Source organism: Saccharospirillum mangrovi (assembly GCF_003367315.1).
Taxonomy (GTDB): Bacteria; Pseudomonadota; Gammaproteobacteria; order Pseudomonadales; family Natronospirillaceae; genus Saccharospirillum; species Saccharospirillum mangrovi.
Map to the genome: position 1 here is coordinate 720,269 of NZ_CP031415.1, position 15,310 is coordinate 735,578.

Below are 15,310 nucleotides of genomic sequence, written 5' to 3' on the forward strand. Positions count from 1 at the left end.
AGTTGCGGATGAAATCTCTGGTGGCTCAGTTGAGCCGGGGTGTGGACAGGCTGATCGGCCTGTCCAGTGTGCTCGGAACCTTGGCGTTGGTGTCGGTGGTGGTCATCGTCCTGGTGGACGTGATCGGCCGCAATCTGCTCGGTCACCCGCTGACCGGCGCTCAGGATCTGACCCAGATGGGCATGGTGATCATCGTCTTTGGTGGCGTGGCACTGAGCGACAAGCTGAACGCCCACATCTCGGTCGATTTGCTGGAAAACAGTCTGCCGCGCTGGGCCAACCGAATGCTCGACGCTTTGGGTTGGTTGCTCGGGGCGGCGTTCTTTATCGGCATCGGTGTCACCATTCTCGACAGCGCTGCCATTTCCCGTCTGCTGAACCTCAGCACCAACATTCTCAATCTGCCCAAAGCCTGGTTTCAGTATGCTGTGGCGGCGTTTTCCTTTGTGACCGCCGCCTCCTTGTTGCTGCGTCTGGTGCGCAACCTGATCGGTATGGCGCCGGCGGATTCCCGTGAAGAGACGTTTTGATGAGCAATGAATTGATCGGTGTGCTCGGCATCGTCGCGCTGTTTGCGTTGTTGCTGGCGCGTATTCCGGTGGCCTTCGCCATTTTTGCGGTTGGCTTTGTTGGCGTGTCGATTCTCGACAGCACCAGCTCGGCGTTGAACCTGCTGGCGAGCGAAACCTTTACCGTGGCGTCCAATGCCGAGTTGATCGTTATTCCGCTGTTTATTCTGATGGGCAATGTCGCCACTGAAACCGGCATGAGTCGTCGCTTGTACGATGCCGCTTACGCCTTAATCGGCTCGATTCGCGGCGGTCTGGCATCGGCCACGGTGGTCGGTTGCGCCGGTTTTTCCGCCTTGTGCGGGTCGTCGGTGGCCTCGGCTTTGACCATGGGGCGGGTGTCGCTTTCGGAAATGGATCGGTATCAGTACAGCGCCAAGCTGTCGACGGGCGCCGTTGCGGCCGGCGGTACGCTGGGCATTCTGATTCCGCCCTCAACCGGCTTCGTCATCTACGCCATCCTGACCCAGCAATCCATCGGCCGTTTGTTTCTCGCCGGTGTTGTGCCGGGCATTTTGTTGTCGGTGCTTTTCGTTTTGCTGATTACCGTGCTGGCGACACTTCGCCCGGCGCTGGCACCGAAAGGACCGAGCACCAACCTGGAAGAAAAGCTGCGCGGCCTCGGTGGCGCCATTCCGATTCTGGTGGTCATTCTGGTGACCATCGGCGGCATCTACACCGGGATATTCTCGCCGGTCGAAGCGGCCGCCGTCGGCGCGGGTCTGGTGATTCTTTATGGCGCGGTCACGCGGCAACTGGGCTGGCGGGCGTTATGGCGTGCCTCGCAGAACGCCATTCTGACCACCGCAACCGTCATGCTGATCCTCATCGCTGCCCATCTGCTCAATCCCTTTTTGGCACTGAGCCATATCCCACGTACCTTCGGTGAATTTCTGGTCGGCCTGAACCTGGGTGCTTACGGCACGCTGATCATCATTTTGCTGTGTTATCTGGTGCTGGGCTGTTTTCTGGAAGGCTTCGCCATGCTGGTGCTGACCATGCCGATCTTCTTTCCGGTGATCATGGCGTTGGGCTTCGACCCGATCTGGTTTGGCGTGCTGGTGGTGTTGACGCTGGAAATGGGTTTGATCAGTCCGCCGGTGGGCGTGAACGTCTTTATCGTCAAATCGGTAGCGCCGGGCGTCGCCCTGAAAGACATATTTTTAGGGGTAATGCCGTTCTGGCTGGTCATGATATTGGCGGTTGCGGTGCTGGTGGCGGTACCCGATCTGGTGTTGTTCCTGCCCAATACCATGATGAACTGACGGCCGGGCGGCGGCCGTTAAAAAAATATTCGCTTTGTGCATCTGCCCAATAAATCAATGTCGTCTTGCAGAAGGAACTCAAACACCTTTCCCGACCTTGTTAAGGAGTAAGACGATGAAAAAGATGTTGATCACTGCCGCTACTGCAACCTTGCTGGCGCTGACTGCCAACGTTATGGCTGAAAACCTGCCCGGCAATGTGCCTGTAGATACTCACAGCAGCAGCCTGGGTTCGGTACTGACCGATGACGACGGTATGACGCTGTATATTTTCACCCGGGATGAAGCGGGCAAGTCAAACTGTTATGGTGGCTGCGCGCAAAGCTGGCCGCCGTTTGAAGCTGGCCGCAATGCTCGGAACAGCGGTCATTTCAGCGTGATTGAGCGTACTGACGGCAGCCGCCAGTGGGCTTATGATAATAAGCCGTTGTATTTCTGGGTTAACGATAAGAAGCCAGGTGACGTCACCGGTCACGAAGTCGGTGGTTCCTGGTTCGTGGTTCAGATGTAAACGAACCGATGTAATAACGTTCAGCTGCAATAAGGAAGACTGAACGAACAGCGTGGCCTGGTCGGCCGCGCGCAGGGAGCAGCCCGGCCCAGTGCCGGGCTGATTATTATGACCCCATGGCCAACTGGAACGTCGAATAGACGTTCGGCCAAGCCAACCGAGATTGTTGTCGTGTCCGTATCATCGACTTTGGAACAGGAAACTCCGACCCATCAGGATTCAGCCTGGATGGCGCGCGTGATGAAGCGCGTTGCCGATCAGGACTACGCCGCTTTGAAGTCGCTCTATGACGCCACTTCAAGTCGTCTGATGGGCGTTGCCAACCGTATTTTGAAAAACGAACAGGAAGCGTGCGACGTGCTGCAGGATGTGTATCTGAAAATCTGGCAGCAAGCGGGCGATTACAGCGGTCGTGGCTCAGTCATGGGTTGGTTGACGGTGATGACGCGCAACGCCGCTTTGGATCGACTCAAAAGCCAAAAGCGCAAGCGCGAGGATTTGTCGGAAGACCCAGGCGCCGATCTGGTGGCCGAGATGCCGGAAACGGATACCCACGACATGGGCGTTCACCAGTGTCTGGATCAGTTAAACGACAACGCGCGCGAGGCCATCGTGCTGTCCTATATCTACGGCTACAGCCATCAGGAGTTGCATGAACGGTTGTCGCGTCCGCTCGGTACGGTCAAAGCATGGATTCGCCGGGGTCTGCAGGAGCTGAAAAAATGTCTGGAAGCCTGAGATACAACGACCGCGAGCTGTGCGATCAGCTGGCGGCACAATACGTCGCCGGCGATATGACGCCGCGCGTACGCCGACGCACTGAACAACTGATGCGTCATTACCCGCAATTGCAAACCGCTGTGGATTTCTGGTGCGCCAATCTGGAACCGTTGCAGCGACAGTACCCGTCGCAGCCGGTGCCGGATGAGCTTTGGCAGCGCATTGAACGTCGCGTCAAAGCCGATGCAAAACAACGTCAGGCCGATCAGGCACCGTCGTTCTGGTCGCGCTTGGTCGAGCGTTGGGATCTGTGGCGAACCAGTGCCGTTGGTGGCATGGCGACGGCGTTGGCGCTGGTCGTTACGCTGACTTTGGTGCTGGCGCAGCCGACCGAATTGCGCGCCGCCGATTACATGGCACCGCTCACCTGGAACAGTGAAGTGGCGCTGGTTGTCAGTGGTTACAAAGGGCAGGACGGAGACGCGTCCTGGTTGTCGGTGCAATGGTCCGAGCGATTGTCGGAACGCCCACAAGGCGATTTGTACCTCTGGGCCGACGGTGGCGATGGCAATGCCTGGGTGTATCTGGGCAAGGTCACGCCCGACAACCGGCGTTGGCAGGTTGAATCGTCCGCCTGGCAAGCCGTGGCTAACAGCCGCCACCTGGCGGTCAGCGACAGTGCCGATGGCGTCAGCCTGCAACAGGCCGCCATGCAAGGCCCCTGCATTCAGCTGAAAAACTGGTGAGTTAAAACATCCAGGCACAAAAAAGGGCCGGCTTAGCCGGCCCTTTTTGTTCAACTTAACGCTGTCATCTCAGACGAGCGATCCACCGGCGGATTCAGGCCGCTTTGGATTTCTCGTCTTTTTTGTGTTCCAGCGTATTGGCACCGGTGTTGATGGCGATGCTTTTCGGTTTCATGGCTTCGGGCACTTCTTTGACCAGGCTGATGGTCAACAGGCCGTTGCGCAATTCAGCACCGCGCACTTCCACGTGGTCTGCCAGGTTGAACTTACGCTCGAAGGAGCGATAGGCAATGCCCTGATGCAGGAAACGACGCTGGTCGTTGTCCTGGCTGCCGGCTTTCTTGCCGCGCACGCTCAGAGTGCCGTTCTCCACCTGGATATCCAGCTCAGCTTCTTCGAAACCCGCCACGGCCAAAGTAATGCCGTATTGGTTCTCGCCGGTGACTTCAATGTTGTAGGGCGGGTAACCGCCGCTGGATTGGTCACCGCGCAGAGCGGAATCAAGCAAAGACGCCATGCGGTCGAAACCGATGGTGCTGCGGTACAGGGGAGTGAGATCAATCGTAGTCATGGTGTATATCCTCCATTGAGAAGCAATATATCGTTCAGGTTTGCCCGTTTGGGCGATACCGCCGGACTCTCAACGAGACATCCTTCGGCACGACATAAATAGGGATGGCCGGCGCGGTCGCAAAGGGGGATTTTTTGTAAAAAAAGTGTCAGCTCTGGTCGAGCGCAGCGGCGTACGCCTGGGCGATAATCCCGGCGTCGGCAGAGTCGGTCTGGCGTTGTTGCTGGCGAGCGTGCTTGAGCAGTTTGGTCAGATGTTGGCGATGTTCGGCGTTGCGGGCGTCCCAAAACGGCGCCGGGTTTTCAAGGCGCTGGCCGCCAGCAGGCGTCACCCTCAGCCATTCGTAACCGCGGCCGTTTTCAAACACCCAGCCTTCTTCGAGCAACCCCCAATTCTGGTCGATCAGAAACTGGCGCACTTGGAATAGGTTGTGTGTCGGCATCAGTAACCAGTCGAATTGGGCGCTGGTTTTGTGCTGACTGAGCGATTGGAGAATACGAACCGTCAGTTCGTCACCGACGCCAGCGAGAACCAACAGATGCTTGCCAGCGTCGGGCAATGCCAGCGCTTCAGCCGGGCCAGTGTGCAACTGATAATGCTCAGCGCCATAACGCCGCAAGCGTTCTTCCAGGTCGATCAAAATACCCGGCACGCTGTCGTTGAAGTGAACCCAGGGCGTCCGGTCGGTTTCCAGCAGCGCCATGCCGAGGCGGCCGTGGTCGCAACACAGATCCCAAACGCTGTCGTAGCCGTGTTCGGGTATTGCCTCAAACAGCGCGCGCAGCCGTTTACCGAGTCGGGTTTTCACGACGATGAGTGCGCGGCATGAGCAAGCCCCGCGTCCTGTTCCAATTGTTTGACCCAGATTTGCCGCGCCGGCAGCAGACGCACGGTGGCGACATAGAGCGCAAAAGCCAGTAACAACACACCGGCGCAAGCCCACCAGACGCCAACACCGGTCCACTGCAGCAAGATCCCACCCAGTGCCGGGCCCAGCGCAAAACCGAAACCGTGCAGAGCGTTGGCGCCGAAATAGCTACCGCGCAAATGGTGTGGCGCCATGGTATCGATCTGAACGTTCAGCGTCGGGAACAGAATCGCCTCGCCCAGACTCATCACCAAAGTGGCCAGAATCCAGGCAAGGTCGTTGTCGTGTGGAATCCAGCCATAGGCGGAAAAGCCGAGCGCAAACAACGCCAGACTCAGATAGATGCGCTGGTGCAAGGCAAAGGAGCGCAATAACGCCAGCAACGGAAACTGGCAGCAGACGATGGTCAGCGCATTGGTCGTGACCAGCAGCGCATAAAGCTGCACCGAACGCTCGGGACGCACGGCATCGACAAACTGCACCAGCGTCGCTTCAAACTGGGCGTAGCACACCATGATCAGCAGATTGGCCAACACCAGCCACTGAAACGCCCGGTCAACCTTCAGCACTTTCCAGGTGTTCGACACGCTGGCGGCGGCTTTTTGTACCGCGCTGACGGCACGCTGATGGCGGCTGAACCAGGCGATGGCCGCGGCCCACAGCAGGTAGGTGGTCATCAACAACGTGAAGGTGGTTTGCTGGCCGGTGAGTCCGAAATACAGGCCGATTAACGGCCCGGTGCCGGCACCCACGTTCAGCATGAAATAGCGTAGGTTAAACGCCAGTTCGCGACTTTTCGGGTCAGCGATCTCGTCCGACATCATCGCCTTGGAGGGCGGATCAAGCAGGCTGTAACCGGCTCCGACCAGCAAAATGCACAGGATGAACAATTCCAGTTGGGTGGCGATGGCGAGCAGACCAAAAGCCAGTGCCGAGGTCAGAGTGCCAGCCAAGATCACCACGCGACGGCCAAAGCGGTCGGAAGCGTTACCGACGAAAAAACTCAGCGACGATCCCATCAGCGCAGCGCCACTGAGGATCACCCCGATCACCATCGGCGGCAGCCCAAAGCGGTCTTTCAGTAACACGGCCATAAACGGCCAGATCATGAAATAGGTCAGGCGTGTCAGAAAGGTGCCGAAGATGGTGGTCCAAACCAGAGGCGTGAAGGCTTTGAGCGAGGCGAACATAGTGTGTCCTAAAACAACGCATCGCCCGGCGCGGGCGGTGACAGCAGGCGGCGCAGTATAAGGACGGCCGAACCGGCTGTCATGACAGCTCAACATCGTGCCGGTTGTTCAATGTTTCGATGGGCTGACGCTCGCCAAAAAAATTCACAAGCAAATCAGTTATTTAAAAATAATGAGACGTAAAGTCTCAAAAAAACTTTGACAGTATTGAAAATGCGCAATTAATATCCAGCGATGAAATTAATTTCATTCCATTGGAATTTATTTCAGCCAAAGGCGTAACAGACTACCTAATCCGTCCGCGCCTAAACGATCTCAATGCACCTATAAAAATAAGGAGAGTGCTGATGAGTAAGTTTTCCATCCTGAAAGTGGGGCTTTGCGGCCTGTCACTGACCCTGGCGGCCAGTCTGGCCCAGGCTGAAGACGCACCGAGTTCTGGTCACGACCACGGCCCGTTCCGTTGTGATCCGGGCGAAACCTACTACATGAATGTCATGGTCTCGGGCGTGGAGTACTGGTTCCCGGTCTATGAAATGATGAAGCAGGCGGCTCAGCAAATGGGTTGTGACACCGTCTACACCGGCACCCCGGAATACGACGTGAACAAGCAGCTGTCGTCGTTCGAGCAGATTCTGGCGCGCGATCCGGCCGGCATTCTGTTGCACCCGATGAACCCTGATCCGTTTATCGAACCGATCAACCGCGCCGCTGAAATGGGCATTCCGGTGGTCACTTTCGCTGCCGATTCACCCAACAGCGACCGGGTGTCGTTCATCACCTCCGACAACTACCAGGAAGGTTTCTACGCCGCCGACACCATCGCCGAAGCCATGGGCGGACGCGGTGAATACGCGGTGCTGGAAAACCCGGGTCAGGACAACCACGACCGTCGCATCGCGGCCTTCATCGAGCGCATGGAAAGCAACTGGCCAAACATGAAACTGGTTGCGCGCGCTGCCAGTAACCAGGACCCGACCCGTGCCTACAATGCCGTTCTGACCATGGCACAGGCGCACCCGAACCTGGGCGCTGTGTTTATGCCGGAAGCCAACTCCGCCCTGGGCGCAGCGCAAGCCGCCAAGGAACTGGACAGCGGCATCAAGGTGTTCAATGCCGACGTCAATGCCAAGATTCTGGACATGATCAAAGCCGGTGAAATTTTCGGCGCGGTCAACCCGAACCAGGGCATTCAGGGTTACATGGGCATGATGCTGTTGTATCTGGCCGCTCACCCGGAACAGATCGACCCGATGAACGACTATCTGCGCAGCGGCTATAACCCCATGGGTGTGCCCTTCGTCGATAACGGCTTCTCCATTGTCACCGCTGACAACGCCGACGACTTCTATTGGGACAAGTATCTGCAGCGTCGCGGTACCCGCGGTATTAACGAGTAAGACGGATTCGGGCCGGCACACCGTGCCGGTTCCGACAGGGACGACGGATCGCAAGGACGCTGTCTTTAATGGGGAGGAACGGTTTTGACGACTGTTGATGAAACCGTCTTGGAACTGATCGGTATCGAAAAAGCCTTTGGTGCCACGCACGCGTTGCGCGGTGTCGATTTCAATCTGCGCAAAGGCGAAATCCATGCGCTGGTCGGTGAAAACGGCGCCGGTAAATCGACCTTGATGAAAATCATCGACGGCATTCACCAGCCCGATGCCGGCGAGATAAAAGTCCACGGCCAAACCACCGAGATTGCCGATCCACTGACGGCGCAAAAACTCGGCATTGGTCTGGTGCATCAGGAAATTGCGCTCTGTCCGGATGTGACCGTGGCGGAAAACATTTCCATGCCGATGCTCAACGCCAGCAAACGCTGGTTCGTGAATTTCCGCGAGATTCGTCGCATCGCCCGCGAGGCGATCAAACCGCTGGCCGACATCGACCCGGATGCGCGCCTGCACGAATTAAGCATTTCCAATCAGCAGTTGGTGGAAATCGCCAAGGCGCTGACGCTGAACTGCAACATTCTGATTTTCGATGAACCGACAGCAGCGCTGACCGAAAGCGAATCCAAAGCGCTGTTTCGCATCATGCAAGAGCTGAAAGCCAAGGGCATCAGCATCATTTATATCAGCCATCGCATGGCGGAAATTTTTTCGCAGTGCGACCGCATCACCGTGCTGCGCGATGGTCAGTTTGTCTGCACCGAAAACATTGCCGACACCACACCCGACGCCATTGTCGGCAAGATGGTCGGCCGCGATCTGGGCGAACTTTATCCGCCCAAACTGAGCACGCCGCCGGAAGTGGGAGAGGTGTTACTCGAAGTAAAAAATCTGTCTGATGAGCGGCGTTTTCACGACATTCATTTTCGTGTTCATCGCGGTGAAATTTTCGGCATCGCGGGTTTGATCGGTGCCGGCCGCAGCGAAGTGGTGAAAGCCATTTGCGGATTGCACAAACGCACCAGCGGCGAATTGACGTTTTTGCGCGAGCGCGCCGAGATTCGCAATTACCAGGACAGCGTGGCTCTCGGCATTGTCTATCTGTCGGAAGACCGCAAGGAAAACGGCGTCTTTCTCGACCTGTCGATTGCCGGCAACATCGCCGCGCTCGATCTCGATCAGGTGTCGCGTTACGGCTTCGTAAACCGTCGCCTGGAACGCGAACAAGCCAAAGAATTAGCGCAACGACTGAACCTGAAATACGGCCGGCTCGATCACCCGGTGTCGTCCTTGAGCGGCGGCAACCAACAGAAAGTCGCCATCGCCAAAATGCTGTCGGTAAAACCACGGCTGGTGATTATGGACGAGCCGACACGCGGCATTGATGTCGGTGCCAAATCGGAAATTCATCGGCTGATTCGCGAACTCGCCAGCCAGGGCGTTGGCGTCATCGTCATTTCGTCCGAACTGCCGGAAGTCGTCGGCCTGTGCGACCGCGTCATGGTGATGTGCGAAGGCCGCAGCAACGGCATCGTCAGTGGCGACGCCATAAATGAAGATCGCATCATTCGTTTGGCGTCCGGTCTGGGTCAGTCGGTGGAAAAAACCAGTGCCGACACCGTGCAATCCTTCAGTGCGCAACCGGCCACCTGATAACCGAATGGCTAGCTAATAATAAGAAACGAGGAATCAACATGACCGCAAACACGCCCAGTTTCTCACCCGATCCGGCCAATCGCAGCCTGTTCGGTAACATTCGCAAAATGCGCGAACTGACGTTGATTCTGATCATCGTCAGCCTGTTTATTGTGATGAGTTTCGCCTCTCCGTATTTCCTCACCTGGGCCAACATGAAGGCCATGCTGCTGTCGTTTTCGACCGAAGGCATTGTCGTGGTCGGCATGACGATGTTGTTGATCGTCGGCGGGATTGATCTGTCGGTCGGCGCGGTGATGTGTCTGGCGATGGTGATGGCCGCCAAGATGTTTGTGCTCGGCATGAACCCCTGGCTGGCGAGCCTGACGTCGATCGGAATTTGCAGCCTGATCGGTTTGATTATGGGCAACTGCGTAACGCGCATCGGCATGCATCATTTCATCGTTACGCTGGCCTTTATGGGCATCGCCCGTGGCGGTTCGATGGTGATCACCCAGGGCACGCCGATCTCGTTGTTCTCCTTGCCGCCGGAATTCAAATTCGTCGGCCAGGGTACGTTGTGGGGCGTGCCGTTTTCGATTCTGATTTTCTTTGTGGTGGTCATCATCGCCGATTATCTGCTGCGTAACGCCACCGCCTTTCGCAAGATTTTCTACACCGGCAGTAACGAACGCGCCGCCGAATTTTCCGGCATCCGCACCAAGCGCATCAAGATCGGCGTCACCGTACTCAGCTCAACGCTCTGTGGCCTGGCCGGCATTATTTATATGTCCAAATTCGGCGCGGCCACGCCCAACTTTGGTGTCGGGCTGGAGCTGAACATCATCGCTGCGGCGGTCATTGGTGGTGCTTCGTTGAAAGGCGGCGAGGGCACGGTATTCGGTGCCATTCTCGGTATTGCCTTGCTGTCGGTGGTGTCCAGTTCGCTGATTCTGTTGAACGTTTCGGTGTACTGGCAGGACTTGATTAAAGGTCTGATTTTGCTGGCGGCGGTGGCTATCGACCACATCCTGCACAACCGCTCGGTGCAGCAGGGTTAAGGCTCAGACGCGGCCGTTGAGATGAAGGAGATGAGCGTGGACTACGACAAGGCGCGATTATTCAGCCGGATACTGACGATGCATTTTATCGAGCAGCAGAATCAGTCCGACATTTCCAAATTGCTCGGCCTTTCGACCGCCAAGGTGAATCGCATCATCCGTCAGGCGCGCGACGAAGGTTATCTGGAAATCAGCATCAAGACGCCGTTCCAGTCGTTGTTCGAATTGGAAAAAGCGCTCACCGATGCCAGTGGTATTCCCGAAGCGCTGGTCAGCCCAACCTATTCGGACGACCCGGACACCATCGCCCGAACCGTCGGCACCGCCGCGGCCGATTATTTGCTGCAACATCTGCGCGATGGCGATGTGCTGGCGATCAGTGGCGGTAAGCAGGTGACCGAAATCGTCAAGGCGCTGAACCCGCAACGCCGTTACGACGTCACGGTAGTGCCGGCCACCGGCGGCGTGCAGGGCAAGCACTACACCGATGTGAATCATCTGGCGATGGTGCTGGCCGAACGGCTCGGCGGTCACGCTCTGCAATTGCACGCGCCGCTGTTCGCCGACACCGCTGCCGAACGCAACATGCTGATGGACATGCGCCAGACGCGCGAAGTGCTCGATAAAGCGCGCCACGCCGATATTGCCTTAATGGGCATCGGTTCCATCGTGCCGGAAGATTCCAGTTACTTCGATCTGCGCTCGATGAGTCGCGCCGATCGCGATGCGTTAATTAACGAAGGCGCCACCGGCGATTTATTCGCGCATCTGTTCGACGTGGGCGGCCAATTGGTCGGCCACCAACACAATGAAAAACTGGTCGCGCTGACACTGGCTGAACTGCGCGACATTCCCTTGTCGGTCGGGGTCGCGGCCTCGGCGACCAAGGTCAATCCCATTGCCGGTGCTTTGCGCGGGCGTTTTTTCAAAACGCTGATCAGCGATGAAGTCACCACCAAGGCAGTGCTCAAACTCTTGGAAAAAGGAGCCCAAGCATGAAGATGAGAACGCTCGGAACCACAGACATTCAAGCCTCGGTCGTTGGCCTGGGCACCTGGGCCATGGGCGGCTGGATGTGGGGCGGTCACGACGACGCCAATTCCATTGCCGCCGTGCGCGAATCCATCGACCGTGGCATTACGCTCATCGACACCGCTCCGGCTTATGGTCTGGGCCGGTCCGAAGAAGTGGTGGGTCGTGCCATTGAAGGCCGGCGCGATCAGGTCGTGCTCGCCACCAAATGCGGCATGATCTGGCACGACGATGCGAAAGGAAAATTCTTCGTCGAAGAAGACGGCCAACCGATCAACCGTTACCTCGGCCCGGAGTCGATTCAGTACGAATTGGAACAAAGTCTGACGCGGTTACGCACCGATTACATCGACCTCTACATCACCCACTGGCAAGACCCGACCACGCCCATCGAAGCAACCATGACCAAACTGTTGGAGCTGAAAAAAGCCGGGAAAATCCGCGCCATCGGCGTCAGCAATGTGAACCAAACCGAGTTGCAGGAATACCTGAAATTCGGCCCGGTCGATGCCATTCAGGAATGCTACTCGGCCATTGATCGCGGCATCGAATCGACACTGTTGCCGATCTGTAAAAACAACGGCGTTTCCTGCCTGAGTTATTCCTCGATGGCGCTGGGTTTACTCAGCGGCCGCATGACGCCGACGCGGCAATTCGAAGGCGATGATCAGCGCAAAAATAACCCGCGCTTCAGTGTCGAGAATCGCAAAAAAGTCGCCGATTTTTTTGCCGACATCGAACCGCTGTGCAGCCAATACCACGCCACGCCGGGGCAGATCATCATCGCCTGGACCTTGCAGCAACCGGGTATCACTTACGCCCTGTGCGGTGCGCGCAACCCGTCGCAGGCGGCGGAAAATGCGCGCGCTGGCGAGGTTGAATTGAGCGACACCGACTGCGCCCGCATCGAGGCCGCCCGGGCGAAACATCTGTCGAGCATCGACGACTAGCGCCCACGCCAAAGGGGCGCACTGGCACGCGCCCCATCGACCAAATGCAGATGAGATCAGGGTTATGAACGAGCATAGCAGGGCCGCGCTTTGGCAAAATTTAACGGCCAGGGAAACGGCCGACGTGGTGGTGATCGGGGCCGGCATTAACGGCGTCAGTGTGTATCGCGAACTGGCGTTGCAGGGCGTCGACGTTGTTCTGGTTGATCAGGGCGATTTTTGCGGCGCGGCCAGCGCAGCGCCATCGCGCATGATTCACGGTGGGCTGCGTTATCTGGAAACCGGCGAAACCGCTTTGGTGCGTGAATCGCTGGCCGAACGTAATGCGTTGCTGCACAACGCGCCGCATTACGTGCGGCCACTGCCAACAACGATTCCGATCTTCTACTGGCTGGCCGGTGTCGGCGCGGCGCTGCTGCGTTTGTTCGGTCGCGAGCCCGGTCCGTCGCGACGCGGTGCGCTGATCATTAAAGCCGGTTTGTGGCTGTACGATTTCTACACCCGCCGTCGGCAAATTCTGCCGCGCCATCGCTTTCGTTCGCGCAAGGCAACGCTGCAACAATGGCCTGCGCTGAATAATGAACTGGTGTGCAGCGCCACTTATTACGATGCCTGGATCAGTTACCCGGAACGGTTGGCACTGGAAATGGTGCTCGATACCCAGGCGAAATCGCCGCAGGCGTTGGCGCTGAATTACGTTGCGCTGAGCGGCAGCGAGGGCGACCAACTGACGTTGACCGATCGTCTCAGCGGCCAGAGCACTACGCTGAAACCGCGCATCGTTATCAACGCCAGCGGTGCCTGGATCGACCACACCAATGAGGCGTTAAACAGCGCCAGCGATTTTATTGGCGGCACCAAAGGCTCGCACCTGATTGTCGATAACGACGAGCTGCGCGCCGCCACCGGCGAGCACATGATTTTCTACGAAACGCCCGACGGCCGCGTCTGCATTCTGTTTCCTTTTATGGGCAAGGTGCTGGTCGGCTCCACCGATTTGCCGGTGGATTCGCCTGACGAGCCGTACTGCACACCGGACGAAGAAGCCTACATTCTGGAATCGCTGGCCTATGTGTTTCCGCACATTCGCATTGAGCCGCAGCAGATTCTGTATCGCTTCAGTGGCATCCGGCCGTTGCCGCGCAGCGATGCGGCGGTGACCGGCCAGATCAGCCGCAATCATCAATGCCGCTTCAGCCCGGCGACTGAGCAACGGCCGTATCCGATTCTGTCGATGGTCGGCGGTAAGTGGACCACCTTCCGCGCCTTTGGCGAACAGGTTGCCGACCGCGTGCTGAAACAATTGCAGCGCGAACGCAGCGTGACTACCGCCAACCTCGCCATCGGTGGCGGCTGCGATTACCCGACCAGCAGCCGCGCCCGCCAGAATCTGCTGGCCGATTGGCAGCAGCGTTACGCTCAATCGCCGGCGCGGTTGGCGCAATTGTTCGACCGTTACGGCACCCGCGCCGAAACCGTGCTCGATTTTCTCGCCGCCGGCGACGACTCGCCGCTGCACAGCCTGAACGATTACAGCGAACGTGAAATCGTTTTTCTGATCGAGTTCGAAGCCGCTCACACCTTGCTCGACTTGGTGTTGCGCCGCACCAGTATCGGCATCAGCGGACGCATCACAGCGGCGGTATTGCTTGAGCTGCAAACGCTGCTCGCCCGGCACCGTCAACTGAGCGACGCAGACAGCGCCGCCATGCTGACGTACACCCGCGACCAATTGCGCCGCCTGCACGGTCTGGCCGATTGGCAACTGAACCCCGCCGAGCGCAATTCGCGTTCGGCCTGACGCCTGATAAGGAGCCCACCATGTTCAATACCCACAAGGTTCGCATGAACCGATTACTCAGCAACGGCAAATGCCTGGATGTCGCCATCGACCACGGCGTCTGCAACGAGCCGACGTTTCTGAACGGTTTGACCGATATGGCCGGCGTGGTTGATCAACTGGTCGCCGCCGGGCCGGACGCCATTCAGATGAATTACGGCCAGGCCGATTTGCTGCAAAACCGCGATGGCAAAAACAAGCCGGCGCTGGTGTTGCGCACCGATATGGGCAACCCCTACAACCCGCATCGCCATCGCAGCATGTGGGCGGTGTTGCAGAACGAAGACGACCCGATCAACACCGCGCTGCAAATGGACGCGGCCTGTGTGGTGGTGAATCTGTTTATGTTGCCGGACGAGCCGGATCTGTTTCGTCAGTGCGTGCACAACATCGGCAAGGTGCGCAATGCCTGCGACCGCGTTGGCATGCCGTTGATGATCGAGCCATTGGTGATGCAGCCGCAGGATGGTCGCGGCGGTTATATGGTCGATGGCGACCGCGAGAAAATCGTTACGCTGGTGCGGTTGGCGCGTGAAATGGGTGCCGACATCATTAAGGCCGATCCGACTGCCGAAGCGGAAGATTTCCACGAAGTGGTGGAGGCGGCGCGTTGTCCGGTGTTGGTGCGTGGCGGTGGTAAAGAGGATTTGTCGGCGGTGTTCGGCAAGGCTGAGCAACTGCTGAAGCAGGGTGCGCATGGCATGGTCTATGGTCGTAATATCTATCAGCATCCGGACCCGAGCCGAGTGGTGAAGGCGCTGATGGCGATGATTCACGATGGGATCAGTGCTGAGGCGGCTATGGCGGTTTATCAGCAGGGTTGAGGTTGGGGTGGGCGTCCGTCATCCGCTTGGCCCGGCTGGTTGGCGGCACGCCGTAAACCCATCCATGGGGGCTCGACCCTGGCCATCCATGGCCAGGGACGGCCACCAACCAGCCGGGCCAAGCGGATGAC

At 57.9% G+C, this 15,310-nt stretch carries 15 protein-coding genes; 12 read left to right on the forward strand and 3 right to left on the reverse strand.

Annotated elements, in window-relative coordinates; translation table 11 throughout:
- The first annotated feature begins 8 nt into the window (after positions 1–8).
- The 5 genes from DW349_RS03470 to DW349_RS03490 all read left to right on the forward strand — a co-directional run bounded on the left by DW349_RS03470 (position 9) and on the right by DW349_RS03490 (position 3,811).
- Positions 9–530 carry a TRAP transporter small permease gene (locus DW349_RS03470; protein ID WP_108126150.1) on the forward strand — a complete coding sequence of 174 codons (522 nt, stop codon included), beginning with the start codon at positions 9–11 and terminating at the stop codon, positions 528–530.
- The gene (locus tag DW349_RS03475) at positions 530–1,834 is read left to right on the forward strand and encodes a TRAP transporter large permease (RefSeq protein ID WP_108126151.1); all 1,305 of its coding nucleotides are present in this window, start codon (positions 530–532) and stop codon (positions 1,832–1,834) included. The genes DW349_RS03470 and DW349_RS03475 overlap by 1 nt, the downstream gene beginning before the upstream one ends.
- A gap of 115 nt (positions 1,835–1,949) precedes the next feature.
- Positions 1,950–2,345: a COG4315 family predicted lipoprotein gene (locus tag DW349_RS03480; protein ID WP_108126152.1), complete on the forward strand. Its 396-nt coding sequence runs from the start codon at positions 1,950–1,952 to the stop codon at positions 2,343–2,345.
- A gap of 171 nt (positions 2,346–2,516) precedes the next feature.
- Positions 2,517–3,083, forward strand: coding sequence for an RNA polymerase sigma factor (locus DW349_RS03485; RefSeq protein ID WP_232819343.1), 567 nt, complete (start codon positions 2,517–2,519; stop codon positions 3,081–3,083).
- Complete coding sequence (locus DW349_RS03490; RefSeq protein ID WP_108126154.1) at positions 3,068–3,811, forward strand: hypothetical protein; 744 nt, start codon at positions 3,068–3,070, stop codon at positions 3,809–3,811. The genes DW349_RS03485 and DW349_RS03490 overlap by 16 nt, the downstream gene beginning before the upstream one ends.
- A 94-nt stretch (positions 3,812–3,905) precedes the next feature.
- On the opposite strand, the gene DW349_RS03495 is transcribed toward DW349_RS03490, so the two are convergent.
- The 3 genes from DW349_RS03495 to DW349_RS03505 all read right to left on the reverse strand — a co-directional run bounded on the left by DW349_RS03495 (position 3,906) and on the right by DW349_RS03505 (position 6,440).
- The gene (locus tag DW349_RS03495; RefSeq protein WP_108126155.1) at positions 3,906–4,382 is read right to left on the reverse strand and encodes an Hsp20 family protein; all 477 of its coding nucleotides are present in this window, start codon (positions 4,380–4,382) and stop codon (positions 3,906–3,908) included.
- Between the two features lie 148 nt (positions 4,383–4,530).
- Entirely contained in the window at positions 4,531–5,190 is a 660-nt protein-coding gene (locus DW349_RS03500; protein ID WP_157954380.1) for a tRNA (adenine(22)-N(1))-methyltransferase TrmK, read from the reverse strand.
- A complete protein-coding gene (locus DW349_RS03505) occupies positions 5,187–6,440 on the reverse strand; it encodes an MDR family MFS transporter (protein ID WP_157954381.1) in 1,254 nt (417 codons plus the stop codon). Before DW349_RS03505 ends, DW349_RS03500 begins: the two co-directional genes overlap by 4 nt.
- Before the next feature lie 347 nt (positions 6,441–6,787).
- On the opposite strand from DW349_RS03505, the gene DW349_RS03510 reads away from it, so the two are divergent.
- The 7 genes from DW349_RS03510 to DW349_RS03540 all read left to right on the forward strand — a co-directional run bounded on the left by DW349_RS03510 (position 6,788) and on the right by DW349_RS03540 (position 15,179).
- Positions 6,788–7,840: a substrate-binding domain-containing protein gene (locus DW349_RS03510; protein ID WP_108126158.1), complete on the forward strand. Its 1,053-nt coding sequence runs from the start codon at positions 6,788–6,790 to the stop codon at positions 7,838–7,840.
- Between the two features lie 84 nt (positions 7,841–7,924).
- Complete coding sequence (locus DW349_RS03515; RefSeq protein ID WP_108126159.1) at positions 7,925–9,490, forward strand: sugar ABC transporter ATP-binding protein; 1,566 nt, start codon at positions 7,925–7,927, stop codon at positions 9,488–9,490.
- 41 nt (positions 9,491–9,531) lie between these two features.
- Positions 9,532–10,533, forward strand: coding sequence for an ABC transporter permease (locus tag DW349_RS03520; RefSeq protein WP_108126160.1), 1,002 nt, complete (start codon positions 9,532–9,534; stop codon positions 10,531–10,533).
- 36 nt (positions 10,534–10,569) lie between these two features.
- Positions 10,570–11,532 (forward strand): sugar-binding transcriptional regulator, encoded by a 963-nt coding sequence (locus DW349_RS03525; RefSeq protein ID WP_232819344.1) that lies wholly within the window; start codon positions 10,570–10,572, stop codon positions 11,530–11,532.
- Positions 11,529–12,515, forward strand: coding sequence for an aldo/keto reductase (locus tag DW349_RS03530; RefSeq protein WP_108126162.1), 987 nt, complete (start codon positions 11,529–11,531; stop codon positions 12,513–12,515). The genes DW349_RS03525 and DW349_RS03530 overlap by 4 nt, the downstream gene beginning before the upstream one ends.
- A gap of 64 nt (positions 12,516–12,579) precedes the next feature.
- Positions 12,580–14,316 carry a glycerol-3-phosphate dehydrogenase/oxidase gene (locus DW349_RS03535; RefSeq protein WP_108126163.1) on the forward strand — a complete coding sequence of 579 codons (1,737 nt, stop codon included), beginning with the start codon at positions 12,580–12,582 and terminating at the stop codon, positions 14,314–14,316.
- Positions 14,317–14,336: 20 nt separating this feature from the next.
- Positions 14,337–15,179 carry a class I fructose-bisphosphate aldolase gene (locus DW349_RS03540; protein ID WP_198650521.1) on the forward strand — a complete coding sequence of 281 codons (843 nt, stop codon included), beginning with the start codon at positions 14,337–14,339 and terminating at the stop codon, positions 15,177–15,179.
- Positions 15,180–15,310: the final 131 nt, after the last annotated feature.

Excerpts from the sequence above, each read along its gene's own strand:
- DW349_RS03495 (WP_108126155.1), bottom strand. The coding sequence starts at position 4,382 with ATGACTACGATTGATCTCACTCCCCTGTACCGCAGCACCATCGGTTTC.
- DW349_RS03535 (WP_108126163.1), top strand. The coding sequence starts at position 12,580 with ATGAACGAGCATAGCAGGGCCGCGCTTTGGCAAAATTTAACGGCCAGG.
- DW349_RS03540 (WP_198650521.1), top strand. The coding sequence starts at position 14,337 with ATGTTCAATACCCACAAGGTTCGCATGAACCGATTACTCAGCAACGGC.
- DW349_RS03475 (WP_108126151.1), top strand. The coding sequence starts at position 530 with ATGAGCAATGAATTGATCGGTGTGCTCGGCATCGTCGCGCTGTTTGCG.
- DW349_RS03490 (WP_108126154.1), top strand. The coding sequence starts at position 3,068 with ATGTCTGGAAGCCTGAGATACAACGACCGCGAGCTGTGCGATCAGCTG.
- DW349_RS03510 (WP_108126158.1), top strand. The coding sequence starts at position 6,788 with ATGAGTAAGTTTTCCATCCTGAAAGTGGGGCTTTGCGGCCTGTCACTG.
- DW349_RS03520 (WP_108126160.1), top strand. The coding sequence starts at position 9,532 with ATGACCGCAAACACGCCCAGTTTCTCACCCGATCCGGCCAATCGCAGC.
- DW349_RS03505 (WP_157954381.1), bottom strand. The coding sequence starts at position 6,440 with ATGTTCGCCTCGCTCAAAGCCTTCACGCCTCTGGTTTGGACCACCATC.
- DW349_RS03530 (WP_108126162.1), top strand. The coding sequence starts at position 11,529 with ATGAAGATGAGAACGCTCGGAACCACAGACATTCAAGCCTCGGTCGTT.
- DW349_RS03480 (WP_108126152.1), top strand. The coding sequence starts at position 1,950 with ATGAAAAAGATGTTGATCACTGCCGCTACTGCAACCTTGCTGGCGCTG.
- DW349_RS03470 (WP_108126150.1), top strand. The coding sequence starts at position 9 with ATGAAATCTCTGGTGGCTCAGTTGAGCCGGGGTGTGGACAGGCTGATC.